Below are 23,072 nucleotides of genomic sequence, written 5' to 3'. Positions count from 1 at the left end.
GCTGTGTTGTACGAAACGCAGGCATGAGTTGGGCCCGGCGCGTCTGCAGCGCGCCTTTTGATTTGGCTTGGGAAACCGCCTGCGCGGCCCGGGCGCAGGCGGGGAATGTTCTGGCTAGTCGATCAACGCCGCAGGGCAGCCTCCACCGCCCGGCCAACGCGCAGGATGCGTGCGTCGTCGTTGGCGAGACCGCAGAGCGACAGGCCGACCGGCAGTTCGCCGGCGGCGTGTACAGGCAGCGTCAGCGCGCAGCCGTCCAGGAAATTGATCACGCTTGGATTGCGCAGAGTGAGTGCATTGGTGCGGAAGAACTGCGCGTCATCCGCTTCGAGCGGTGCGACCTCGGGTGGCACGATGGCAACCGTCGGCATCAGCCATGCATCGAGGTTGCCCAGACGCTTGCGTGCGGCGGCAATCATGCGGGCGCGTGCGTTGATCACGTCGATGTATGCAGCGGCGCTCATCTGCTCACCACGGCGGATGCGCGTGGCGACGCGTGGGTCGTACTGGGTTTCCGCACGCGCGAGCAGCGAGCGATGCCATGCCCACGATTCCGCCGCCGAGAAGCCGCCGCCGCTGTTGATCTCCGGCAGTTGCAGCAGCTCTGGAAATTCAAAACGCACGACGTGTGCACCGGCACGTTCGAGCTGTTCAACGGCGCGGTTGAATGCAACGGCGACCGTGTTGTCGAGGTCGGCACCGACAAAGTCCTGTGTGATGCCCAAACGCAATCCGGCCAGCGGCACAGCGGTGGTGTCGAACGCGTCGCTGCCCGACTCGCCGCTCAGCACGGCATCGACGATGGCGCAGCAGTCGACCGAGTTGGTGAGCGGGCCGCCCGAATCGAGCGACGTGGACAGCGGCACGCCGCCCGTCATCGGCACACGGCGCGCGGTGGGTTTGAAGCCGGTCAGATTGCAGAACGCCGCCGGAATGCGGATCGAGCCGCCGGTGTCCGTGCCCAGTGCCGCCACGGCCATGCCGCCCGCAACGGTGACGGCGCCGCCCGACGTGGAGCCGCCCGCCGCACGCGCGCCGTCCGCCGGCGTGCGCGGCGTGCCGTAGTGCGGGTTCAGGCCAAGACCCGAGAACGCAAATTCGCTCATGTTGGTGCGGCCGAGCAGCACTGCTCCGGCTGCACGCAGGCGCGCAACGGCAGCAGCATCAGCAGTGGCGCGCGGCTGATGGGCCAGGGCGCGCGAACCGGCTGCCGTCACCTGCCCGGCCACGTCAAAAAGATCCTTGATCGACACGGGCAACCCCGCCAGCGGCGAGGGCACGTTGCCTGCCGCACGCGCGGCATCGGCGGCGCGCGCCATGGCCAGCGCGGCTTGCACGTCGATGCTCACATAGGCGGCACCGCCAGCGGCGCGGTGCGATTCGGCGCGCTCCAGCGCGGCTTCGGTCAGCGCGACGCTGGTGGTGCGGCCGGCAGCCAGGTCAGCGGCCAGTGCGCGGATCATGTTCGGGCGGGGCGTCATCATGCGGTGGTCTCCGTTGGGTGGTGCGCTTCAGCCTTCAACAGGCAGCGTGTCAACAGCATAGCGATGGCGCAGCTCGGTGCCCGACACCGGGTCAATCAGTGCCATGTCGAAGGCCTCGCCAAAACCGAGTTCGCCGATGATGGGCTGCGTGCCGCAGAACATGGCGGTGCCCACCGGCAGCGTGTCGTTGCCGGTGTAGCGGCGGATGAGGTCGCGCGGGTCGAGCATGCGCGTGACGCCGCCTTCCTGGTACAGCGCGGTCTGGCCGTCGCGTGTGCGCCAGGTCTTCATCTGCAGGTTGTCCCAATGGTCGGCGAGCGCGTCGAAGCGCCACACGTCGCGGCTCACGGGCTTGGCGCACATCTGCTTGGAGACCGTCACGCCATAGGCTTCGACCTTGCGGTCGGTATGGTCCGAGCCGATGCCGACCAGCAGGCCCATCGGCGTGGAATACAGCACGAACTCCGCCTCGCCTGATGAATCTGCGCCGGGAATCTCCACGCTGGTGTCGGTGGTCAGCAGCGAGGCCGACACGCGGTAGAAGCACGGCACACGCGCCGGGCGCGCCACGCCAATGGCTTCCAGTTCAGCAATGTGGTGTTCAACGGCTTGTGCATCGCGGCCGGTCCAGCCGGCAATGACAAGGTGGTCCACGGTCACGTCGATGGGGCCGTGGCCGATCAGGTTCAGGTGCAGCGTGGTCATGCGGAATCCGGAAGAAGCGGGAAAAACGAACGGAGGGAAATCGGGATCAGAGCGTGCGGATGATCGTGCGGCGGAACTCGTCGATGTGCTCGCGAATGGCTTCACGCGCTGCGGGCACGTCGCGGCGCTCCAGCGCATCCAGCACGGCAAGGTGCTCGTCGTACACGTTCTGCAGGTGCTGCGGCTCTGAGAGCGAGAGGAACCAGAAGCGCGCCTGCTTCTCGTGCAGGCCGCGCAGCAACTCGGCCAGCACGCGGTTGCGCGAGGCGGCGGAGATGGCGAGGTGGAACTTGAGGTCCAGCGCGGCCAACGCGGCAATGTCGCGGTGCTCGATCAGCGCGGGCGATGCATCGACGATGGCGCGCATGGCCTCGAAATCGGCGGGGTGGGCGCGCTCGGCGGCCAGCGTCACGCACAGGATCTCGTTGGTGGCGCGCACCTCGATCATGTCGAGCACGTCGTTGAGCGACAGCGGCGTCACCAGCACGCCCTTGCGCGGCAGGATCTGCACCAGCCCCTCCACCTCCAGACGATGCAGCGCCTGGTGGATCGGCGTTCGGCCCAGTCCCAAAATCGTGCCGAGCTGAGCTTCGTTGAGCGGCTCGCCGGGGCGGAACTCGCACGCCATGATGCGGCGCTTGATCTCGTTGTAGGCGAGTTCACGCATGGCGGCGCCCTTGGGCGCATGCGCGTCGGGTTCAACGGCAAACGGTGCAGATGCAGACGCGGGTTTGGCAGAACCGGAAACCAGCTTGATCGGACGCGACATCGCGACGGCCTCGAATTTTGTAAAAGTCGAGTGATGGTATTGTGATATCTCACAGAGCGTCAAGCGAGCAACACGCCGCATTCAGCCGCGTTCTTCTAGGTATTTGCCCTGATATGTCGTTGGCAGGATGCCGTTGAGATTCGTTATAGACTGCAACAAATTTCAGGGAGACAGCCATGAAGATCGCCATCATCGGGGCGGGCATCGGCGGCCTGACGCTCGCGTTGATGGCGGAGCGCCAAGGTTTCGAGGTTGAGGTGTGGGAGGCCGTGCAGACGCTGCGGCCACTGGGCGTTGGCATCAACCTGCTGCCGCACGCGGCGCGCCAGCTGTGCGAACTGGGCTTGGAAGACACGCTGAGTGCGCTCGCGATTCGGACGTCCGCGCTGGCTTACTACAACCGTTTCGGCCAGCCGATCTGGCACGAGCCGCGCGGGCTGGCCGCAGGCTACGACTGGCCACAGTTCTCCATTCACCGTGGCGAATTCCAGATGGCCTTGGCCGATGCCGTGACCGAGCGCCTCGGCGCTGGTTGCATCCGCCTTGGCCACAGCTTCGAGGCGGTTCAATCGACGGGCGAGAAGGGCGGCCCCGTGCGCTTCACGCTGCGTGATCGCACCAACGACACCGTTGTCGAATCCTCGGCCGACGTGCTGGTCGGCGCCGATGGCATCCACTCCGCCGTACGCCGGCACTTCTACCCGAGCGGCGATGCGCCGCGTTTTGCGGGCCGCATGTTGTGGCGCGCCGTCACCGAAGCCGAGCCGTATCTGGATGGCCGCACCATGTTCATGGCGGGCCACCAAGATCAGAAATTCGTCGCCTATCCGATCTCCGAACCGCTACGCCAGCAGGGCCGCTCGCGCATCAACTGGATTGCCGAGCTGCGCGTGCCCGACGAGGCACCGCCACGCAGCGACTGGAACCGCGAGGTCGACCGCGCGATCTTCCGCAGCGCCTTCTCCGACTGGAAATGGAGTTGGATCGACATCCCGGCTTTGATCGACGGCGCAGAGGCCGTGTACGAATTCCCGCTCGTCGACAAAGATCCGCTGCCACGCTGGACCTTCGGCCGCGCTACGCTGCTGGGCGACGCGGCACACCCGATGTATCCGATCGGCTCGAACGGCAGCGCGCAGGCGATTCTCGATGCGCGGGCGTTGGTCGATTGCCTGCTCGCCACGCGCGACACCGGCGTGGCCCTGCGTGAGTACGAGGCTGATCGCCTGCCGCGCACGGCTGGCATCGTGCTGCGCAACCGCCTCAACGGGCCGGAGCAGGTCATGCAGCTCGCGCATGAGCGCGCGCCCCAAGGCTTTGCGCGCATCGATGACGTGATCCCGCGCTCGGAATTGGAAGGGATTGCGATGCGCTACAAAAAGCTGGCCGGCTTCGATCCGCAATCGCTGCGCGATCAGCCACCCATGCCTGGCCGCGCCTGAAACACCGATACGTTCACACGCCAGAAGAGAGAAAAAGGGGGCCCCATGACCATCCGCCGCACCATCTGCGCCGCTGCTGCGCTGTTGCTCGCCACCGCTGCCCACGCCGAAATCGTCGTTGGTGTGAGCCTGTCGACGACAGGGCCGTCGGCGTCGCTCGGCATCACGCAGAAGAACTCGCTGGCGTTCTATCCGGATTCCATCGGCGGAGAAAAGCTGCGTCTCGTGGTGGTGGATGACGCCTCAGACCCAAGCACCGGCACGCGCTTGGCACGCAAGCTCGTGACGGAAGACCATGTCGACATCATCGTTGGCTCGTCGGCGGTGGCACCGTCGATTGCGATTGCCGAAGTCGCCGCCGAATCGCACACGCCGCAACTGGCGTTGGCGCCGGTTGAGCTGAAGCCGGGCAAGGGCGATTGGACCTATCGTCTTGCGCAGCCGATCTCGCTGATGGCCGAGGCGATTGCCGCGCGCATGGCGGCGTCCGGCATCAAGAACGTCGGCTTCATCGGCTTTGCCGATGCGTACGGCGAGAGCTGGCTCAAGGACTTCACTGCGGCCGCCACGCCGCGCGGCATCAAGATCGTCGACGTGGAACGCTATGCCCGCGCAGACACCAGCGTGACGGGGCAGATCGCCAAGCTGGTCAGTATCAAGCCCGATGCGATCCTGGTGGCCGGTGCAGGCACGGGCGCTGCGCTGCCGCACACCGCGTTGCGAGATCGCGGTTATGCGGGGCCGATCTATCAGACGCACGGCGCGGCAACGAAAGACCTGATCCGCATCGGCGGCAAGGCGGTCGACGGGGCCATCCTGCCGGCAGGCCCCGTGATCGTGGCCGAGCAATTGCCCGACAGCCACCCAAGCAAGAAGACCGCCCTCGAATACGTGACGCGCTATGAAAAGGCCAACGGGCCCGACACGCGCACGCAGTTCGGCGCCCACACGTGGGATGCGCTGCAGGTGCTCCAGCGCATCGTGCCGGTGGCGCTCAAGAAGGCCAAGCCGGGCACGCCCGAGTTCCGTCAGGCGCTGAAGAGCGCGCTGGAATCGGAGCACGACATTGTTGTTTCGCACGGCGTGCTCAACTACACGGCCACGGATCACTTTGGCTTTGACGCGCGCGGCCGCGTGCTGCTGACCATCGACCACGGCAAGTGGAAATTGTTGAACTGAAACACGCGCGCGTGCATGGCCGGCGGGCGCGTCGCCGACGATAATCGAGGGGTCTTTCCCATCCACACTGCCATGCCCCGCACGCCCAAAGCCGACGACCTGTATCCCGCCGTGGCCCCTTCGGGGCACTTCAACCCGCATCTGGCGGACGTGGAGTATGGCGCGCTCGACGGGCTGGTCGGCTATGCCGTGCGCCGCGCCCAGCTGCACATCTACGAAGATTTCGTGCGCTCGCTGCACGCGTGGAACATCACGCCGCCGCGCTTCTCGGCCATGACCGTGATCGCGCATAACCCGAACCTCAAGCTGACGGAGCTGGCCAACATTTTGGGCGTGGCGCGCTCCGGTGCAGTGCTCTTGGTCGATACGCTGGAAGACATGGGCATGGTCGAGCGGCAGCCGTCGCCCAAGGACAAGCGCGCGTTCCGGCTTGTGCTGACTGCCAAGGGTGCGACCACCCTCGACGAAATCACCCGCGCCGTCACCGCACACGACGCCCGCGTAACAGCGCATCTTTCAAAGGATGAGCGGCACACGCTGCTGGCACTGCTCAACAAGCTGGCATCCGGGCCGGATTCCGCTTCCTGATCTGCTGCCTGCCCGTGCAAATGACAAGCGGCCCGAAAGTGGGCCGCTTTGCTTTGCTTTGGTGCGGGCTGCGGGCGCTTCAGCGCTTGTTGGCGTCGATGGCCTTCTGCCAAAGGTCCTTGTCCGGCGGATACAGCGAATCGAAGTACTCGCGCAGCGCGCAGATCTCCTGGACGATCTCGAACGGGAAGCCTTGGCGGCCGCCCCGGTCGTCAATCTGCAGGCTGTTCAGGTAGCGCCGGCAGCCGATGAAATCGGCCCACTTGGCGGCGATCGTGTTGATGATGCGCGGAAATTTCCGACCAAGTTCGATCGGCCTCACCTGGTCGGGCAGGGACGCGAGCCACCGGATGGCGTCGCGGTTGAGCGCGAAGTCATCGGCGTTTTGCTGCTTGCGTTGAGAGGTGGGATCTTGAGTCATATCGGATGCGCATCCTTGAAGTCTAGTGTACCCCTCCCGCGCCGGCCTGCCAGCCCGACAGGCGAGGGTCTTGACGCATCACCCGTTTGATTCGACCGCCGCCACAGCCAGTGTCCCGCCGTTTGCTTGCCGAGGCTGCAGTATGCTGCGCGCCGCCCAATCCACATTCGCCTCAAGTTTTGCGCAGGCTTGCCGATAAGCCAAGCGCGGTTTGGCGCGCTGACGGACCAGAGCATCCACCAGCGTAAAACGCCTAGACTGCGAAACACGAGCCAGTGTCGGCTGGCACGCCGCTCCCCTAATTCAATCAAAAAACCGGGCTTCGAGCCGAGGTAGGCAGGGTATGAAGCGAATCGATGCGAGCCAATTGCGTATCGGCATGTTTGTGATGAAGCTGGGCGGGTCCTGGCTCAAGCATCCGTTCTGGCGTGCGCAATTCCAGTTGTCGCACCAGGGCCAGATTGACGACATCCGCAAGGCGGGTATCACCGAGATCTGGATCGACCCCGAGCGCGGCGAAGACGTCATGTCGCAAACGCTGATGCCCGTACCTGCGCCGGCGCCTGCGCCCGAGCCGCTCACGCGCGAGACCTTGGCGGCGCGTCCGCCGCTCACGCCAACGTCGCTCAAGGAAGAGTGGAAGCACGCCCAGCAGCTGATGCAAAACGGCAAGGCGACGCTTGGCCACATGTTTTCCGAAGCCCGCATGGGCCGTGCTCTGGAAACCGAAAAGGCACTGCTGCTGGTGGACGACGTGTCGAACTCGCTGGCACGCAACTCCTATGCGCTGATTGCGCTGGCGCGGCTGAAGAACAAGGACGACTACACCTATCTGCATTCGTTTGCCGTTTGCGCGTTGATGGTGGCGCTGGCGAAGACGCTGGGGTTGCCTGAAGACGAGATTCGAGAATGCGGGCTGGGCGGGCTGGTGCACGACATCGGCAAATCGGCCATGCCGCGCACGCTGCTCGACAAGAGCACCGCCCTCACCAAGGACGAACTGGCGCTGCTGCAGACCCACGCCGTGGGTGGCCACCACCTGCTGCAGGGTACCGGCCAGTTCAGCGAGATCGCGCGCGAGATCTGCCTGCACCATCACGAGCGCATTGACGGCAGCGGCTATCCTGACGCCCAGAAGGCCGAGGCTATTAGCCTGTGGGCCAAGATGGGCGCCATCTGCGACGTGTACGACACGCTTACGTCAAGCAGCCCGTACCACCATGCGTGGTCTCCCGCGCAGGCGCTGAAATACATGATGGCGCGCACCGACACGCAGTTCGATCGCACCGTGTTCCAGGCTTTCACGCGCAGCGTGGGCATCTACCCGGTAGGCACGCTGGTGAAGCTGCGCACCAACCGGTTGGGCGTGGTGGTCCACCAGAACGAGGCGTCTGCGCTCAAGCCCGACGTGGTCGTTTTCTATTCGGGCAACACCAAGACGCGCGTGCGCCCCGAGCGCATCAGCTTGGGCAAGTCCGACGATTCCATCGTCACCGTGGAAGATGCCACCACCTGGGGTTTATCGGACGAAGAAGTCTCCGATATGTGCCTGGTCTGAGCCGCGGGCGCCCAGGTTCACACGTTTTCCACGGGCGGCTCGTTCTGCTCGGCTGGATTCGGGCGGGTATCGCGTGGCACCAGCGGGTCGCCGGGTTTGCGCTTGGCAGGCTCGGGCTGGGCTTTCGGACTTGCGGGCTGTGTCGTATCGGTTTCTGAACGGCTTGGCTGGGTGGGCATCGCGGTCTCCTGATTTGCGGATGCCCCTCTTCCAGCATGTCGCGCGCCTGGCAAGTCCCCACGTTTTATGTGTATTTTTCTTAACACGGACTTCAACAAACTTCATGGCGCACCCCTCTAAAGTGGGGTACGTTTGAGTCGTTGGTTTTTACATTGCTGAACAATCGCCACACATTCAGAGCGATGTCGGCAACCCGCAAACGAACGATTCAGTCTTCCGGGGGGTGACATGAACGTTTCCAATCTGCTGCATGCAGCGTCGAACTGGGTTGTCCAGTCGCGCGCTTTCAATGTCGCGCAATCGGTGGCACACCATCGCACGCCCAGCGATGCGTTGTCGCACTGGAAACTCGATATCTGGCACAAGAGCGTGCCGTTCCTGTTCGAGGGCGGCCTTGCCGAGCCCGCGCACCAACTGTTTCCCAAGCATCTGGCGCATGCCGAATGGGTGGACGAGCTGCACCACCATCTGGGCCAGCTCGTGGGCGTGCGACGGGAGCACTGCAAGATCGACATCCGCGCGGTGACGGGGCTGGCGCAGTCGCCGTGCTCGGTGCATTCGTTTCCGAGCATGCTGGTGTTTGCGCATCAGCATTGCCGCCGCATTCCGCACAGCACGGACGCCGACTTTGCCGCCAACCGGCGCCACGTATTCCGCTACGCAGATCAGTCCAACGTGTTCCGCGCCTACGACTTTGCCGGCGGCGAGCTGTTCTACATGAACGAGTGGGGCGCGCACCATTTCGCTGCGCTGGCGTTGCAGGCTCGCACGCAGAACCGTGAGCTGCTGGTCGATGCCGAGGTGCGTCACGCGCGTTCTGCGCTGGGGTTGCGTCGTCTGCTTGACGGTTTCTACGTGATCGGCGCGCGACGGCAAGGGCAGCAGCGCTACGGCACGCGTTTGTCGGAAGCGCTGGCCAGCCACCAGGTGCCGCATCGCTGGATGCATGGCCGCCGCGAGGCCGAAGGCTTTGAGCTGTGCTTCCTGCCCAAGTCGGATCGCTTTGCCAACTGCGTGGGCGAACAGCTCGTGCGCGACGGCTGGTTCGACTACGGCGCCTGGCTGGCCAGCCTGCACGATGCCACCGAGGTGGGTGCCCCCGCGCAACGCGCCGAGGCCGGCCGCAAAACGCGCCCGAACTGGAAGCGCGTGCCCGTGCCGAGCCTGGGCGTGCCGACGGGTCTCATGCCGGGCTTTGCGCACACGCGCTTGTAATACAAGGGCGCTAAGCTCGCGGGCTGTTCTGCCCCTCCACCTGACGGATTGCTGAATCAGGCGGCTGGTGTCAGAATTCGCAACTTAGTTGCATTGAGGCGCGCAGTGTCGAGTGACATCGTGCGCCGGCACCTGCGCCCGACCTTGCGTTCCTTCCGTTCCTCCCTCCTCCATCTGCGTTGGCTGGCTTGCCTGCTGACCGTGTTCCTGCTGTTTGGTCAGCAGGGCGCGCTGCGGCATGCGCTCTCGCATTGGAGCGAACTGAGCGAAGGGACTGCGGTCGAGTTCAACGCCGCCGCCACGGCCAAGCCGGCCGGCGCCCAGCGCAGCCAGCCCGCGCAGGAGCACGCCGCATGCTTGCAGTGCGCTGCCTATGCTGCGCTGGCGGCTGCCTTGCCGATGCTGGTGGCGCTGCGCCTGGCGCATACGCGGCGCTGGCATTTTCCGCGCATTGGCTTTCATGCGGGCGCGCCGGTTTTTCCGGTGGCCGTCTGCTCGCGCGATCCTCCATTCCGCCTTTGATTCCTGCCTTGCCCATCGGCTCGCGCGTTGCGTTGACGCATGCGCGGGCCGCTGCTTAACGCATCCGCTCGATTCAAAGGTCTTTCATGATTCCATTCCAGCCCCGCAAGCTGGTGATGGCGCTTGCCGCCGTCTTGCCATCCATCGCCTCTGTTTCCGCACTGGCTCAGGAAGCCGCGACGCCGGCCTCCACACCCGCCACGCCTGCCACGACAGCGCCCGCAGCACAGCCCAAGCCGGCTGCCGCCAACGTGCGCGACCTCAGCGAAACCCGCGTCACGGCCAAGCGGTTGGACGCTGCACGCAATGCGCTGTCGCCGGACACCGGCAGCTCTGTTTACAAGTTCGACACCGATGACATCGCCCGCCTGCCGCTGGGCGATGCCACGCCGCTCAACCAGGTGCTGCTGCAGGCGCCGGGCGTGGTGCAGGATTCGTATGGGCAATTGCACGTGCGCGGGGACCACTCGAACCTGCAGTACCGCATCAATGGCGTGATCGTCCCCGAGCCGATCAGCGGTTTCGGGCAGATGCTCGATACGCGCTTCGCCAACCAGATCAATGTGCTGACCGGCGCGCTGCCGGCGCAGTACGGCTACCGCACTGCCGGCATCGTCGACATCACCACCAAGGGCGCATCCACCGACGAGGACGGCGAGCCCAAGGCATTTGGCGGCGAGATCGGCACCGTGCTGGGCAGCAATGCCACGCACGAGGTCAACGCGCAGATCCAGGGCACGAAAGACCGCTTCAGCTATTACCTCTCGGGCGTGTTTGCCGAGAACAACCTCGGCATCGAAAATCCCACGGGCAACCGCAACGCCACGCACGATCACACCACGCAGAACAAGTCGTTCGGCATGCTGTCGTACCTGCTTGATAACGATAGCCGCGTGAGCTTCATGTTCGGCACGTCGAACGGCCGTTTCCAGATTCCGACGCGCCCCGGCCTGACGCCGCAATTCACGCTCGACGGTGCAGTGCCGCCCGCTTCTGAAGCGCTCAACGCCAATCAACGCGAGAAGACCGACTTCCAGATCCTGACGTATCAGCAGAAGGTGTCGCCCAAGCTGGACTACCAGGTGTCTGTGTTCCGCCGTGCAAGCCGGATCGACTACATGCCCGATCCGATTGGCGATCTGGTCTACAACGGTGTGGCTGCCGACATCACGCGCCGCAACGAGGCTTACGGTGTGCAGGGCGACGCAAGCTACAAGCTCACCGACAAGCACACGCTGCGTGCCGGCGTATTCGTGCAGCGCGAGCGCTACGTGGCCGACAACACCGCCAGCGTGTTTGCCGCCGATAGCTCCGGCGCCCAGACCAGCACCACGCCGTTCACCATCGTCGACAACCACAGCGGCAGCGGCACGACCATGGGCGTCTACCTGCAGGACGAGTGGAAGCCCACCGACAAGCTCACCGTCAACTACGGCGCGCGCTACGACCGCGTCAACACCATCGTCAGCGAGCAGCAGCTGAGCCCGCGCCTGGGCCTGACATATGACCTGACGCCGCGCACGCGCGTGCATGCCGGCTACGCGCGCTACTTCACGCCGCCGCCCACGGAGAAGTTCGATACCACCTCGGTGCAAGCCTTTGCCGGCACGACCAATGCGCTGCCTTCGGACGCCAACACGGCCGTCAAGTCGGAGCGTTCGAACTACTTTGACCTGGGGGTTTCGCACCAGCTCACGCCGCATCTGACGCTGGGGCTGGATGCGTACTACCGCGACGTGCGCCATCTGCAGGATGAAGGGCAGTTCGGCAATGCGCTGCTGTATTCGGCGTTCAACTACGAGCGTGGCCGGATCTACGGGCTGGAAGGCAGCGCGAACTATCGCAACGGTAACTTCGGGGCGTACCTGAATCTGGCCGTGTCACGCGCGCAGGGCAAGGGCATCGAGACCGGCCAGTTCAACTTTGGTGCCGACGAGCTGGCCTACATCAACAACCATTGGGTCAACCTCGATCACGACCAGCGCCTGACCGCGTCGGCCGGTGTGTCGTATCGGTATTCCGGTACGACGTATACGAGCGATGTGCTGTTCGGTACAGGTTTGCGCAACGGCTTCGCCAACACCGAGCACCTGCCAGCCTACTGGCAGATGAACGTCGGCGCTGCACGGGACTTCAACCTCCCGGCGCTGGGCAAGTTCAAGACGCGCCTGACCGTGCTGAATATCTTCGACCGCAGCTATCAACTGCGCGACGGTACGGGCATTGGCGTGGGGGCGCCGCAGTTTGCACCGCGCCGTACGTTCCTCTTGTCGGTCAGCAAGCCGTTCTAAGCAAATCGGGCCAGCGTATGAGGCTGGCCCGCTCTCCCATCACATCGCCGTCACATCGGTGGGACCATCCCGTCCTTGCCGACCAGCACGCGCTGCGCTACCAGCGTGCCTTGCGCATCGGCGCGCACGAACATGACAACGTGCGCGCCGGCTTTCAGGTCATCGCGCCGACCCGGCTCGAAGGTGACGATCGGTACTTGCGGCGGCACCACGATGCGCTGCTCCCCGTCCTTGTATTTGACCGACAGCGTGCGGCCCTGAGCCCCGGTGACGGCGCCTGCCTGCTCGACCGTGCCGTTGGTCATGCTGCTGTTCGGGCCCATGTCGTAGGGGCGATGGCCGTCCCCGGTGCCACGCATCGCCTCCGGAAACACGTGGACTTCGAGTGCACGCAACGTGCCGTCCGGCTCCTTGACCGCTGCCGTGCCGATATAGCTGCCGGCGCGAATGGCCGACGGTTCGATCGGCGCGACCTGGGTGACGCTGAGGTCCACCGGCAGCGTCACAGTCGCCTTGTTGCCGGAGGCGTCGGTTACGTCGACAGCGGTGCTGTGGACGGCATTGATGGTGGCGCGCACGCGCGTTGGCGCAGCGGTGCTTTGCGCGGATGCTGCCAGCGGGAAGAGTGCTGTCACGACGGTGACAACCGCGGCGGTACGAGCTGAGAAACGTAGTCGGGTCATTGGGTAGGGGGCGTGAAGTTCGCTCAAGGTGAGCGGGGCGGGCCAGCGCAACTCGCATGGGCTGCGGGGGCGGTCCGCCAGTCTAGACCGGACCGCGCTGGCTTGCAGGCGCGGTCCGCGTTCATCCGCTGCGGCTTAGCCGCGATGCTGGCCCGGCACGCGCTTGCCCTTGTACGTCGGGCGGCTGCGGCGCATGTTGTCGGACCAATCCGTGCCGCCCCCGGTGGGTGAGTGCACCGGAACATCGCGGCTGCCGGGTTTCGGATCGATCCGCGCTTCATCCAGGTCGACCGCATCCGGAGCATCGGCGTCGTCGTTTTCACCGGCGAGGCCCGTGGCGTGTTCAAAGTTCTCGTCGTCGATGGGTGTGTCGACTTCGGGATGGTTTATGTCGTGTATGGCGTCGGGCATCAGGTCGCCGCCTTCGCGTATGACGGGTTCGTGCCCTGCCGCGCGACGCTCGCCGGTGCCGGTGGAATCTGTGTCGCTGTCGAGGTTGACATCTCCCAGGTCTGCGCCCGCGGTGCGGTTGGCTGCGTTGCCGCGCGGGTGCACGGCGGGATCGTCGTCAAAGCGATCTTCAACGTCGCTGCCCAAGCCCGGGCCGCCCACCACGTCGCTGCCCGAGTCCGAACTGTCGGAGGGGCCGAGTGCGTCGGTTCCGTCGCCCTTGCCGGTCTGTGCAGGGGCTTCGCCGGTGCGATACAGGTTGCTGGTTGCCATGTGGTTTCTCCATGCGTGCTTGTGCGCCAACGCGCGACACTGCACGTGCAGCAAGGCGGATACCTGGGCGCGGCGCGCCGCACGCGTATTTCAGCGCACTGTTGCGGCGGCACGCTGGTTGCGACGCAGTTGGGTACGGGCGAGTCGTCCGTAAACCGAACCAGGAGGCTGACGATGAAGCAACACGCACAGCAACCGCACAAGCCGGCTGCCCACGCGGCGGAAAACGCGGGGGAACGAAAGCGCGAAAGCAAGAAGGGTGAGCGCAGCGATCAAGCCCAGCAAGGACGGGGTGCCGCCAAGGACCGCGCTGAAGCCGACCGCGCCGAGCGCACTTCCATGCAGCACGGCACGGACCACTCGGCGAAACGCCCGATGACGGTGCCCGCCGAGGATGGCCGTGCCGCCGCACAGGAAGGGCAATTGCCGCAGAACCAGCAGCGTCTGGGGCAGCACCAGAACAGTCGGAAGCAGCCATGAACGCCACCAAGAAGCCTCGTGGCGAAGACAAAGCCAAGGCGCCTTCGGGTGACACCGCCAAGCCCGTCGCGCCGGCCATCCCAGGTGAAAGCGGCGTGGGCGAGGAAGACCCTGGCGACTTCGAGAACGCGTCGATCCATTCGGACGACGGGAAGCGTCCCCGCGCGCCTAGCGAGGGGCGCTGACAGGGACACCTCTTCACTTCAGCCGCGCGAAGTCTGGCGCGGCTGAATGACGTGTGCCAACCAACGCCATATCGCTGGCCACGCCGGGCGTCGTGTGCCAGTGACAGCAGCCACGATGTGCACGTGCGCGCCGCTGCGCCCGTCTGCATGCAGGTGCCACCACCCGGAGGTTTCCACAACATGCGCGTGTCCGGCGCCAAGCGTGTATTGCGCTGCCGTAATCCAACGCGATGGCGGTTCCAGGCACAAGCTGCCTTCCAATGCCACGAGCGTGGTTCCAGCGGGGAGCCAGCGCAGGCCGGCATGTCCGGGGCAAAGCGTCAGCCTTTCGGGTTCGGATGCGGGTGTCGTTGCAGTCATGTCGATCTCCTGAACATGGCTCCAGCGTAGGCATGCGGCACCACCGCCGACAGACACAGAAACCGACAAGGTGCGGGGCAACAGCCGAACCTTGTGACAATCTGTTGCGGTACAGTTTGACGTCGTCTGTATCTGTTGCGGTGACAGGCTTGCCGGCATGCTGTGCTGGCCCCTCTCCTTGCCGCTTGCCGCCCTCGCCGCCATGTCCGTCACCGAGTTGACTTCTCCGCCCGCGCAGCCGCTGTACCGGACGCTTGCCGATCACTACCTCGGTGCGATCCGCAGCGGAGTGCTGGCGCCGGGCGAGCGCATGCCGTCGGTGCGCATGCTGATGCGCACGCACGCTGTGAGTCTGTCGACCGCGCTGCAGGTGTGCCGGCATCTGGAGACGGAAGGCTGGCTCGAAGCGCGTGAGCGCTCGGGCTACTTCGTGCGCCAGCCGCGCCGGGCTATGCTGGCACCGGTCAAGGAGCCTGAAGTCTCGACGCCCGACCCGGCCGCTTACGTGGGCGTGCATGCGCGCGTGTCCGCCATCGTGGCGCGCGGGCAGCAGGCCAGCGTGCATGTCGATCTGTCAGGGGCGAGCGGGGCGGCCGCGTTGTACCCGGCGGCGGCGCTCAACCGGATTGCGTCGCAGGTGCTGCGGCGGTATCCGTTGCTGCTGACGCAGGCTGTCATCCCGAACGGCCATCCCGAATTGCAGACTGCCGTGGCGCGCCGTGCGCTCGACATGGGCGTGCAGATCGCGCCGGACGACGTGATCGTCACCCACGGCTGTATCGAAGCGGTGAACCTGGCATTGCGCGCGGTGGCGCAGCCGGGCGATACCGTGGCCGTGGAATCACCGACTTACTACGGGCTGCTGCAGGTGTTGGAAAGCCTGGGCATGCGCGCGGTGGAAATTCCTACCAGCCCACGCACCGGCATGTCGCTCGAAGCGCTGGAGATGGCGGTGCAGGCCTACGGCAACATCCGCGCCGTGGTGGTGGTGCCCAACCTGCAGAACCCGCTCGGCAGCATCATGCCGGACGCGGCCAAGCGCCGGATGGCCGCCTTTTGCGATGCCAACCGCATCGCGCTCATTGAAGACGATACCTACAGTGCGCTGGGAGATAGCCCCACGCCACTCAAGGCGCTCAAGGCGTGGGACCGCACGGGCAACGTCATCTATTGCGCGTCCTTGAGCAAGGTGCTGGCGCCCGGCCTGCGCCTGGGCTGGATGGCTGCCGGCCGCTGGCAGGGGCGCGTGCAGATGCTGAAGTTTGCGCAGTCGCGGCCAAACGATTCGTGGTCGCAGGTGCTGGCGGGGCGCTTTATCGCTTCGGGTGCGTACGACCGTCACCTGCGCACGCTGCGCCAGACCTTGCGTGAACAGCGCGAGCGCATGGCCGAGTCGATTGCGGGATGCTTTCCCGCCGGCACGCGGTTGTCGGTGCCGTCAGGCGGGTTGGCGATGTGGGTGGAGTTGCCTGCCAACGTGTCGTCGGTGGCACTGTTTGATGCGGCGCTGGCGCAGGGCATCCGCATTGCGCCGGGGACGATGTTCTCGAACCTGAACCGCTTCGATCATTATTTCCGCATCTGCTTCGGCCTGCCGCCTTCGGCCAACCTCGAAGCTGCGCTCGCCACACTCGGCCGGCTCACGCAGGAACTGGCCGAGCGCTGACCGATCAACCTACCGGCACCACGCCGGCGCAGCGGAAGACGATTCCAGACCCTGCACGCTCTGCGCAATCTGTTGCGACCACTGCTGCACGAGGCGTTGCGTGGATGACACCACCGCATCTACGCCCGCATTCGCATCCGCACCTGCAGGTTGCCCATTTACCGGCAGCGCAAGCGTCGTCTGGCAGGTGAGGGCGGCGGGGCTTGTGCCCGGGGTGGCCGCATCGCGCGATACGCGCCACGTCACCAGTGCCGTCACGCCCTGTCCGGGCCGCGCGTCATAGCTGCGCATTTCGGCGCCGATGCGGTAGAGCGGCACGCCCGCCGGCGCGGCCGCACTCCCGACGTCCACCGCAGACAGCGTTGTCGCCAGATTCGCAGACAGCGCATCGCGCAGTTCCGAACCAAACGGCGCGGCCCAGCGTTGCTGCTCAAGCGCCACCACTTCGCTATCGGACGTACGCAGCACGATCTGTGGCTTGTCCAGCCGATCGGGCACCCGCACGCCCGAGAGGCGGAAGGCGCGCTGGAAACGGCCGGTATCTGTTGTTTCGGGGCGCACCGACAGCGTATGCAACGTCGGCTCGGGCGAAGCGCACGCGCCAATCAGCAACGCCACGGCAGCAGCGCCGGCCAAGCGAAGAGAAGAAGACAGCATCGTCGTTTGCATCGGCATCATTGCGCGTCCTTTGCCTTGCCGCGGATCAGCGCTTCCGGGTGGCGGTCCAGATAGTCGGTCAGCACGCGCACAGACGCGGCGGCCTTGGCCACTTGTTCCAGCGTGTCGCGCGCGTTGCGTTGCAGCGGGGCATCGTCGGAGAAGACCTGGCGCGCAGAATCGAGCGTGCGGCGCGCCTCGGCCAGCGTTTCCTTCATCTGCGGGGCGAGGTCGCTGTTGACGGTCTTGGCCAGTTGCTCGGTCTGCTTGAGCGTGGCGTCGAGCGTCGTCAGCGTGCGGTGAACATCCTGTCCGATCTGCTCGAACGGCACCTTGTTGAGTTTCTTGGCGATGCCGGCAATCTGCGCTTCGATGTCGTCAGTCGGGTTATCGGCAGTCGGGAACACATATGCGCCGTCACGATCGCGCATGCCGAAGCGCGGCGGGGTCTTGTCGCGGTCGGCTGCGTCAATGAAGTCGAGGTTCACGAACTGCTGGCCCGTCAGCAGGCTCGCGCTCTTCAACTGTGCGCGCATGCCGTTCTTCACCAGCACGTCGAACTGCGTGCGGACGTCTTCGGCGGCGTGCTGCGGGTTGTCGTCGCGGATGTCCATGCCGAAGCGCGTGGGGTAAAGCGTGGCCGTCACGGGCAGCACGAACTCGTGGCGCTTCTTGCTGTAGTGGATGCCGATCGACTTGATCTCGCCCACGTTGATACCCTTGAATTCCACCGGCGCACCCACGTTGAGCCCGCGCAGCGAGCGGTGGAAGTACATCACCACGGTCTGCGACAGGTGTTCGGGGTCTTTCAGTGCCATGGTCTCGTTGCGCACGAGCTGGAACTCGGCGTCAGAGGCGGCCGGCTGGTGATCGGCTTCTTCGGGTGTCTGGAACGCGATGCCGCCCAGCGCCACGGTCAGCAGCGATTGCGTATCGACCTTCAACCCGTTGGCGTCGAGCTTGAGGTCGATGCCGCTGGCATTCCAGAACCGCGTGCCGTGTGCCACAAACTTGTCGAACGGCGCGTTGACGAAGATGTGCAACGTCACGCCCTTGCCGTCGGTGTCGATGTCATAGGCGGTGACCTGGCCCACGCGCACGCGGCGGAAATACACCGGCGCGCCGATATCGAGCGAGCCCAGGTCGGGCGCGCGCAGCGTGAACTGTTTGCCGGGCGCATCAGCGGAGATGGCCGGCGGTGTGTCGAGGCCTTTGAAGGTGGATTTCTTCTCCTGCGAGCGGCCTCCATCCACGCCGATGTACGCTCCTGAGAGCAGCGTGCCGAGCCCCGAGATGCTGCCGGCCGCCACGCGCGGGCGCACCACCCAGAAGCGCGTATCCGACGCGGCGAACGCCTTGCCGTCATGTGTGAGTTCGATCAGCACCACGGCGCCAGACCGGTCGTCGGTGAGGCCCACCGCCTTGACCACACCGATATCGACGCTCTTGAACTTCGCGCGTGTCTTGCCCGCTTCGATGCCCTCGGCCGAACTGAATGTGACGGTCACTTGCGCGCCGCGCGCCAGGATCACGCGCGCCATGAGCGTGGCGCCCACCAACAGTGCCACGATCGGCACCAGCCAGATCAGCGAGGGCAGCCAGCGCTTGCGCTTCGTGCGGCGCGGCGCGGGGATGTTTTCGTTATCGACGGGGTCGGTCATACATCGGTCTCTTCAGGATCGGGCTCGTCGATGACGTCCCAGATCAGGCGGGGATCAAAACAGCGGGCGGCGAACATGGTCAGTACCACCACGGCGGCAAACGGGCCGACACCAGGGCCGGGCTTGATGATGGCCAGCGTCGACAGATGTACGAGCCCTGCCAGCAGTGTCACCACAAACACATCGAGCATCGACCACCGGCCGATGATTTCGACCAGCGCATACAGGCGCGTGCGCAGTCGCGGGTTCCAGCGCCAGCGTTGCTGCACCGAGAGGCACAGCACCGCCAGGATGCCGAGCTTGGCCAGCGGCACCAGAAAGCTTGCGATGAACACGATGATGGCCAGGTGCCACGAGCCCGACGTCCAGAGGTAGACGATCCCGCTCATGATGGTGTCCTGCTGCGTGCCGAGCAGGGTGTCGGTAATCATCACGGGCAGCAGGTTGGCGGGCAGGTACATGGCGGCGGCCGCAATCAGCAGCGCCCAGCAGCGCGCCAGGCTGTCTGGCTTGCGCACGTGTAGGGGCGACATGCAACGCGGGCAGACCGGCGCCGCGGTGGTCTCGTCAGGTGCGTCTTCGTCTGTGAGCACCGCCTGCGTGGCGGCCGAAGCTTGGGGCATGCGTGCCAGCAGGCCGCAGCGCTCGCATGTCACCAAGCCGTGTGCGGCGGCCCGCAGCGGGCGACTCTCTTGAGCCGGTTGAGCCGGTGCAGGGGTAGTGACGCTGTTCATGGGTGATCCTCGCCGGGGCGGGCGGCGGCGTCCATGCCGGTGGGCGTGTCGACATGCGAGCCTGGCGGCAGCGTCAACCCGATCTCGCGCCAGAACGGTCGCAGGTCGATCGACAACGCCACCGTCAGGAACACGGTGAGCGCAGCAAACGCCCACAAGCCCGCATCGGCTTCCAGCGAAACCATGCGCGCCACTTTGATGAGCGCTACCACTACGCCCAGCATGAAGATCTCGACCATCGCCCACGGGCGGATCAGCGCCGCCGTGCGCAGCACCAGCGCCGCGGCCGGATGCTGCCGCCCACGCAATCGCGCAATGAGCAGCGGCGCCAGCACTGACATGTACATCAGCGGGAAGAAAACCGTGGTGAGTGCCACCAGTACGGCAGCGAAGAGCATGTCGTAGTCGTACAGCGCCACGATGGCGCCCCACAGCGTGGTGGCGTGCCGGTTGCCGCCACCGTTCATCTCGGCAATCGGAAAGATATTGGCCACGATGTAGACGATGAGGCCCGTCAACACCAGCGGCAGCAGTACCGAGAGCCGCTCGCTCTGGTTGCGGTACAGCTTGACGCCGCAGCGCGTGCAATGCGCTTCTTCATCCAACGCAATGACTTCGTGGCGATGCAGGGTGTCGCAGTGCTCGCATGCGATCCAGGCATCTGGATCGCCAGGCAAGGGCCGGGCTACAGGGGCGGCCTTGGCGTCGGGGGTGTCGCCCGCTGCGCGCCAGGACGGCGGCAGCGGGAAGGGGAATTTCACGGTTTACAGCTCCATCGTCGGGCTGAAGGTGGGCCGCCAGCGTTGCAGAAGCATGCAGCGGCACACCGACAGTGGGGCAGGCGATTATACATACACCGTTGAATGTATAGCTGAGTGCGGGCTTCCTCATTTTGACGCACGGTCCGAAGCAAATATCCCGCCAATCGGCGCACTCGATATTGCATGGCGTGACGGAGGAACGGGCCTTGCTGCCTTGGAGGGGCATGTTCTCAACCTCAAAGGAGCATTTCATGACGTATCTCCGTGCGTCTTCTCTCGTCATCGCGTTGGCGCTGGCGGGCGGTACTGCAGCGGCGTATGCCCAAACGGGGGCAGCCCAATCCAACAGCACGGCGGGCGGCAGCAGCATGTCTCCGGCGGGTGGTACCGACACCGGCGCAACTGCAACGGGCACGGGGGGGACCGCTGTCAACGGCAGTTCGGCCAACGGCGGTCGGGATGCCACCCGCAACCGCAACGCCACCGGTAAGCAAGGGCGCGCCGGCAATATGCGCTCGGGTTCGAGCGGGGGCTATGGCGGCAGTGCCAACGATTCAACGGGCAGTGCAACCGGCGGCGGCGCGGGTGGAGTGGGCGTAGGCGCGCCAGGCACGGGCGGGTCGATGGGTGCGCCGGGCGGCGGTAGTGGCGGTGGTGCTGCGGGTACCGGAGGCGCCGGTGGGGCGGCTGGCGGCAGTGCCGGTGGCGGCAGCCGCTAGCCTGGCCCCGCATTTACCGGCTGCTAGCGCAGTTGTGCTGCGTGATGCAGCAGGTGGTCTTCGATGAAGGTCTCGATGAAGTAGTAGCCGTGGTCGTAGCCCGGGTGGCGGCGCAGTTGCAGCGGCTGCCCGGCTACAGCGCACGCGGCGGCAAAGTCATCCGGGTACAGCTGCTCTGCGAGGAATTTGTCGGCCTCGCCCTGATCGATCAGGATGCCGCCCGGGAACGGGCACGATGCCTGCCGCATCAACTCCGTGGCGTCGTGCGCTGCCCAGGCGGTGCGATCGTCCCCGAGATATCCGGTGAACGCTTTGATGCCCCACGGGCACACCGACGGATGCGCGATGGGCGCAAACGCGGAGACCGAAGCAAAGCGCTCCCGATGGCGCAAGGCCAGCGTCAACGCGCCGTGGCCGCCCATCGAATGCCCAAAGATGCCGATGCGCCCCGGCGCCACCGGAAAGGCCACGCGCGCGATGTGGTGCAGCTCGTCGGCAATGTAGCTTTCCATGCGGTAATGCCCACGCCACGGCGCCTGCGTGGCGTCCAGGTAGAAGCCGGCGGCGATGCCGAAATCCCAGCTATCGGTTTCGCCGGGGATGTTCGCGTCGCGGGGGCTGGTGTCGGGCGCGATGAGGATGAGGCCTTCGCGTGCTGCCACGCGTTGCGCACCGGCCTTGATGGCAAACGTCTCTTCCGTGCACGTCAGGCCCGCCAGATAGAACAGCGCGGGGCAGCGCGTGCCTTCCAACGCCTGCGGCGGCAGGTAGACCGAGAAGCGCATCGGCAGCCCGATCGCCGTCGAGGCATGCCGATAGAAGCGCTGCACGCCGCCAAAGCAGGCATGCTCGGAAAGCAGTTCAAGTGCCGGTACCGGGATCGTCATTGCGTGGCTCCATCCTCGAGGTTCAATACAGCACGACCGAACGGATCGACTCACCGCGCTTCATCAGCTCGAAGCCCTCGTTGATGCGCTCCAGCGGCAGCCTGTGCGTGATGAGGTCATCGATGTTGAGCTTGCCTTCCATGTACCAGTCGACGATCTTCGGCACGTCCGTGCGGCCACGTGCGCCACCGAAGGCGGAGCCCTTCCACTCACGGCCGGTCACGAGTTGGAACGGGCGCGTGCTGATCTCCGCGCCGGCCTCGGCCACGCCGATGATGATCGACTGGCCCCAGCCCTTGTGGCAGCACTCCAGCGCCTGCCGCATGACCTTCGTGTTGCCGATGCACTCGAACGAGTAATCCGCACCGCCGTCGGTGAGCTGGATGATGTGGTCGACCACGTTGTCCACATCATTCGGGTTGATGAAGTGCGTCATGCCGAATTTGCGTGCCATGGCTTCGCGTGCGGGGTTCAAGTCCACGCCGATGATCTTGTCGGCGCCCACCATCTTTGCGCCCTGGATCACGTTCAAGCCGATGCCGCCCAGGCCGAACACGACCACGTTTGCGCCCGGTTCCACCTTGGCCGTGTAGACCACCGCGCCCACGCCCGTGGTGACGCCGCAGCCGATGTAGCAGACTTTATCGAACGGCGCATCGGGGCGGATCTTTGCCAGCGCAATCTCCGGCACCACGATGTGATTTGCAAACGTGGACGTGCCCATGTAGTGGAACAGCGGCTTGCCGTCGAGCGAGAAGCGCGACGTGCCGTCCGGCATCAGGCCCTTGCCCTGCGTGGCGCGAATGGCCTGGCACAGGTTTGTCTTGCGCGACAGGCAGAACTTGCACTGACGGCATTCCGGCGTGTACAGCGGGATCACGTGGTCGCCGGCTTTCAACGATGTGACACCTGCGCCCACCTCCAACACCACGCCCGCGCCTTCATGGCCGAGGATCGCCGGGAAGATGCCTTCCGGATCGGCACCCGACAGCGTGTAGTAATCGGTATGGCAAATGCCGGTCGCCTTGATCTCGACGAGCACCTCACCGGCGCGCGGGCCCTGCAGGTCGACTTCTTCCACGGTGAGCGGAGCACCGGCTTTCCAGGCGATGGCGGCTTTGGTTTTCATGCGCATTCCTTTTTTTTGAAGTGGAGCCTGCCCGACGTGGGCAGCGTAGGGAGGGCGATTGTAGAACGTTGCC

Annotated in this window: 25 protein-coding genes; 11 read left to right on the top strand and 14 right to left on the bottom strand. The window is 65.4% G+C overall.

Features of this window, described 5'->3' with window-relative positions; genetic code table 11:
• Positions 1 to 122: 122 nt before the first annotated feature.
• From DOD19_RS12235 to DOD19_RS12225, 3 genes are read right to left on the bottom strand one after another with little or no spacing between them, the layout of a single operon-like run.
• Positions 123 to 1,484 (bottom strand): amidase, encoded by a 1,362-nt coding sequence (locus DOD19_RS12235; RefSeq protein WP_112185748.1) that lies wholly within the window; start codon positions 1,482 to 1,484, stop codon positions 123 to 125.
• A gap of 27 nt (positions 1,485 to 1,511) precedes the next feature.
• Positions 1,512 to 2,189 carry a DUF2848 domain-containing protein gene (locus DOD19_RS12230; protein ID WP_112185746.1) on the bottom strand — a complete coding sequence of 226 codons (678 nt, stop codon included), beginning with the start codon at positions 2,187 to 2,189 and terminating at the stop codon, positions 1,512 to 1,514.
• Between the two features lie 46 nt (positions 2,190 to 2,235).
• Positions 2,236 to 2,958: a GntR family transcriptional regulator gene (locus DOD19_RS12225; RefSeq protein ID WP_024976522.1), complete on the bottom strand. Its 723-nt coding sequence runs from the start codon at positions 2,956 to 2,958 to the stop codon at positions 2,236 to 2,238.
• Between the two features lie 176 nt (positions 2,959 to 3,134).
• Here DOD19_RS12225 and DOD19_RS12220 point away from each other — a divergent pair, with 176 nt between their 5' ends.
• From DOD19_RS12220 to DOD19_RS12210, 3 genes are all read left to right on the top strand, one after another.
• Positions 3,135 to 4,400, top strand: a complete 1,266-nt coding sequence (locus DOD19_RS12220; protein WP_024976521.1) for a flavin-dependent oxidoreductase — start codon at positions 3,135 to 3,137, stop codon at positions 4,398 to 4,400.
• Positions 4,401 to 4,445: 45 nt separating this feature from the next.
• A complete protein-coding gene (locus DOD19_RS12215; RefSeq protein ID WP_112185743.1) occupies positions 4,446 to 5,579 on the top strand; it encodes an ABC transporter substrate-binding protein in 1,134 nt (377 codons plus the stop codon).
• 72 nt (positions 5,580 to 5,651) lie between these two features.
• On the top strand, positions 5,652 to 6,167 hold the full coding sequence (locus DOD19_RS12210; protein WP_092973072.1) for a MarR family winged helix-turn-helix transcriptional regulator: 516 nt from the start codon (positions 5,652 to 5,654) through the stop codon (positions 6,165 to 6,167).
• Positions 6,168 to 6,246: 79 nt separating this feature from the next.
• Here DOD19_RS12210 and DOD19_RS12205 read toward each other — a convergent pair whose 3' ends face one another.
• Positions 6,247 to 6,588 carry a hypothetical protein gene (locus tag DOD19_RS12205; RefSeq protein ID WP_024976518.1) on the bottom strand — a complete coding sequence of 114 codons (342 nt, stop codon included), beginning with the start codon at positions 6,586 to 6,588 and terminating at the stop codon, positions 6,247 to 6,249.
• Between the two features lie 343 nt (positions 6,589 to 6,931).
• Here DOD19_RS12205 and DOD19_RS12200 point away from each other — a divergent pair, with 343 nt between their 5' ends.
• Entirely contained in the window at positions 6,932 to 8,146 is a 1,215-nt protein-coding gene (locus DOD19_RS12200; RefSeq protein ID WP_024976517.1) for an HD-GYP domain-containing protein, read from the top strand.
• 17 nt (positions 8,147 to 8,163) lie between these two features.
• On the opposite strand, the gene DOD19_RS27710 is transcribed toward DOD19_RS12200, so the two are convergent.
• A complete protein-coding gene (locus DOD19_RS27710; RefSeq protein WP_200869036.1) occupies positions 8,164 to 8,325 on the bottom strand; it encodes a hypothetical protein in 162 nt (53 codons plus the stop codon).
• A gap of 229 nt (positions 8,326 to 8,554) precedes the next feature.
• Between DOD19_RS27710 and DOD19_RS12195 the strand changes: the two genes are divergently transcribed.
• The 3 genes from DOD19_RS12195 (at position 8,555) to DOD19_RS12185 (ending at position 12,354) form a co-directional block, all read left to right on the top strand.
• Positions 8,555 to 9,541: a DUF6685 family protein gene (locus tag DOD19_RS12195; RefSeq protein WP_024976516.1), complete on the top strand. Its 987-nt coding sequence runs from the start codon at positions 8,555 to 8,557 to the stop codon at positions 9,539 to 9,541.
• A 105-nt stretch (positions 9,542 to 9,646) separates the two neighbouring features.
• Positions 9,647 to 10,063, top strand: a complete 417-nt coding sequence (locus tag DOD19_RS12190) for a hypothetical protein (protein WP_112185741.1) — start codon at positions 9,647 to 9,649, stop codon at positions 10,061 to 10,063.
• An 86-nt stretch (positions 10,064 to 10,149) separates the two neighbouring features.
• Positions 10,150 to 12,354: a TonB-dependent receptor gene (locus DOD19_RS12185; RefSeq protein ID WP_112185739.1), complete on the top strand. Its 2,205-nt coding sequence runs from the start codon at positions 10,150 to 10,152 to the stop codon at positions 12,352 to 12,354.
• Positions 12,355 to 12,404: 50 nt separating this feature from the next.
• On the opposite strand, the gene DOD19_RS12180 is transcribed toward DOD19_RS12185, so the two are convergent.
• Together DOD19_RS12180 and DOD19_RS12175 are read right to left on the bottom strand one after the other, a co-directional pair.
• The gene (locus tag DOD19_RS12180) at positions 12,405 to 13,037 is read right to left on the bottom strand and encodes a hypothetical protein (RefSeq protein WP_024976513.1); all 633 of its coding nucleotides are present in this window, start codon (positions 13,035 to 13,037) and stop codon (positions 12,405 to 12,407) included.
• Between the two features lie 135 nt (positions 13,038 to 13,172).
• Positions 13,173 to 13,760 carry a hypothetical protein gene (locus tag DOD19_RS12175; protein ID WP_112185737.1) on the bottom strand — a complete coding sequence of 196 codons (588 nt, stop codon included), beginning with the start codon at positions 13,758 to 13,760 and terminating at the stop codon, positions 13,173 to 13,175.
• Positions 13,761 to 13,934: 174 nt separating this feature from the next.
• Between DOD19_RS12175 and DOD19_RS12170 the strand changes: the two genes are divergently transcribed.
• On the top strand, positions 13,935 to 14,240 hold the full coding sequence (locus DOD19_RS12170; RefSeq protein ID WP_112185735.1) for a hypothetical protein: 306 nt from the start codon (positions 13,935 to 13,937) through the stop codon (positions 14,238 to 14,240).
• Positions 14,237 to 14,425: a hypothetical protein gene (locus DOD19_RS12165; protein ID WP_112185733.1), complete on the top strand. Its 189-nt coding sequence runs from the start codon at positions 14,237 to 14,239 to the stop codon at positions 14,423 to 14,425. The genes DOD19_RS12170 and DOD19_RS12165 overlap by 4 nt, the downstream gene beginning before the upstream one ends.
• An 18-nt stretch (positions 14,426 to 14,443) precedes the next feature.
• Here the strand turns inward: DOD19_RS12165 and DOD19_RS12160 are convergent, their stop codons facing one another.
• Complete coding sequence (locus DOD19_RS12160; RefSeq protein WP_112185731.1) at positions 14,444 to 14,785, bottom strand: hypothetical protein; 342 nt, start codon at positions 14,783 to 14,785, stop codon at positions 14,444 to 14,446.
• A 202-nt stretch (positions 14,786 to 14,987) separates the two neighbouring features.
• Between DOD19_RS12160 and DOD19_RS12155 the strand changes: the two genes are divergently transcribed.
• Positions 14,988 to 16,451, top strand: coding sequence for a PLP-dependent aminotransferase family protein (locus DOD19_RS12155; protein WP_112186037.1), 1,464 nt, complete (start codon positions 14,988 to 14,990; stop codon positions 16,449 to 16,451).
• Positions 16,452 to 16,460: 9 nt separating this feature from the next.
• Here DOD19_RS12155 and DOD19_RS12150 read toward each other — a convergent pair whose 3' ends face one another.
• From DOD19_RS12150 to DOD19_RS12135, 4 genes are read right to left on the bottom strand one after another with little or no spacing between them, the layout of a single operon-like run.
• A complete protein-coding gene (locus DOD19_RS12150; protein ID WP_112185729.1) occupies positions 16,461 to 17,129 on the bottom strand; it encodes an ABC-type transport auxiliary lipoprotein family protein in 669 nt (222 codons plus the stop codon).
• Positions 17,126 to 18,769, bottom strand: coding sequence for an intermembrane transport protein PqiB (locus DOD19_RS12145; RefSeq protein ID WP_112185728.1), 1,644 nt, complete (start codon positions 18,767 to 18,769; stop codon positions 17,126 to 17,128). Before DOD19_RS12145 ends, DOD19_RS12150 begins: the two co-directional genes overlap by 4 nt.
• A complete protein-coding gene (locus DOD19_RS12140; RefSeq protein WP_112185726.1) occupies positions 18,766 to 19,503 on the bottom strand; it encodes a paraquat-inducible protein A in 738 nt (245 codons plus the stop codon). Before DOD19_RS12140 ends, DOD19_RS12145 begins: the two co-directional genes overlap by 4 nt.
• Positions 19,500 to 20,264: a paraquat-inducible protein A gene (locus tag DOD19_RS12135; RefSeq protein ID WP_239497994.1), complete on the bottom strand. Its 765-nt coding sequence runs from the start codon at positions 20,262 to 20,264 to the stop codon at positions 19,500 to 19,502. Before DOD19_RS12135 ends, DOD19_RS12140 begins: the two co-directional genes overlap by 4 nt.
• 251 nt (positions 20,265 to 20,515) lie before the next feature.
• Here DOD19_RS12135 and DOD19_RS12130 point away from each other — a divergent pair, with 251 nt between their 5' ends.
• Positions 20,516 to 20,983, top strand: a complete 468-nt coding sequence (locus DOD19_RS12130) for a hypothetical protein (protein ID WP_112185723.1) — start codon at positions 20,516 to 20,518, stop codon at positions 20,981 to 20,983.
• A 23-nt stretch (positions 20,984 to 21,006) separates the two neighbouring features.
• Here the strand turns inward: DOD19_RS12130 and fghA are convergent, their stop codons facing one another.
• Both fghA and DOD19_RS12120 read right to left on the bottom strand, forming a co-directional pair.
• Entirely contained in the window at positions 21,007 to 21,870 is an 864-nt protein-coding gene (gene fghA / locus DOD19_RS12125) for an S-formylglutathione hydrolase (RefSeq protein ID WP_112185721.1), read from the bottom strand.
• A gap of 22 nt (positions 21,871 to 21,892) precedes the next feature.
• Complete coding sequence (locus tag DOD19_RS12120) at positions 21,893 to 22,999, bottom strand: S-(hydroxymethyl)glutathione dehydrogenase/class III alcohol dehydrogenase (protein ID WP_112186035.1); 1,107 nt, start codon at positions 22,997 to 22,999, stop codon at positions 21,893 to 21,895.
• Positions 23,000 to 23,072: the final 73 nt, after the last annotated feature.

The organism is Ralstonia sp. GX3-BWBA, assembly GCF_003290055.1.
GTDB classification, from domain to species: Bacteria; Pseudomonadota; Gammaproteobacteria; order Burkholderiales; family Burkholderiaceae; genus Ralstonia; species Ralstonia holmesii.
This window is presented reverse-complemented; position numbering and strand designations above follow the sequence as displayed.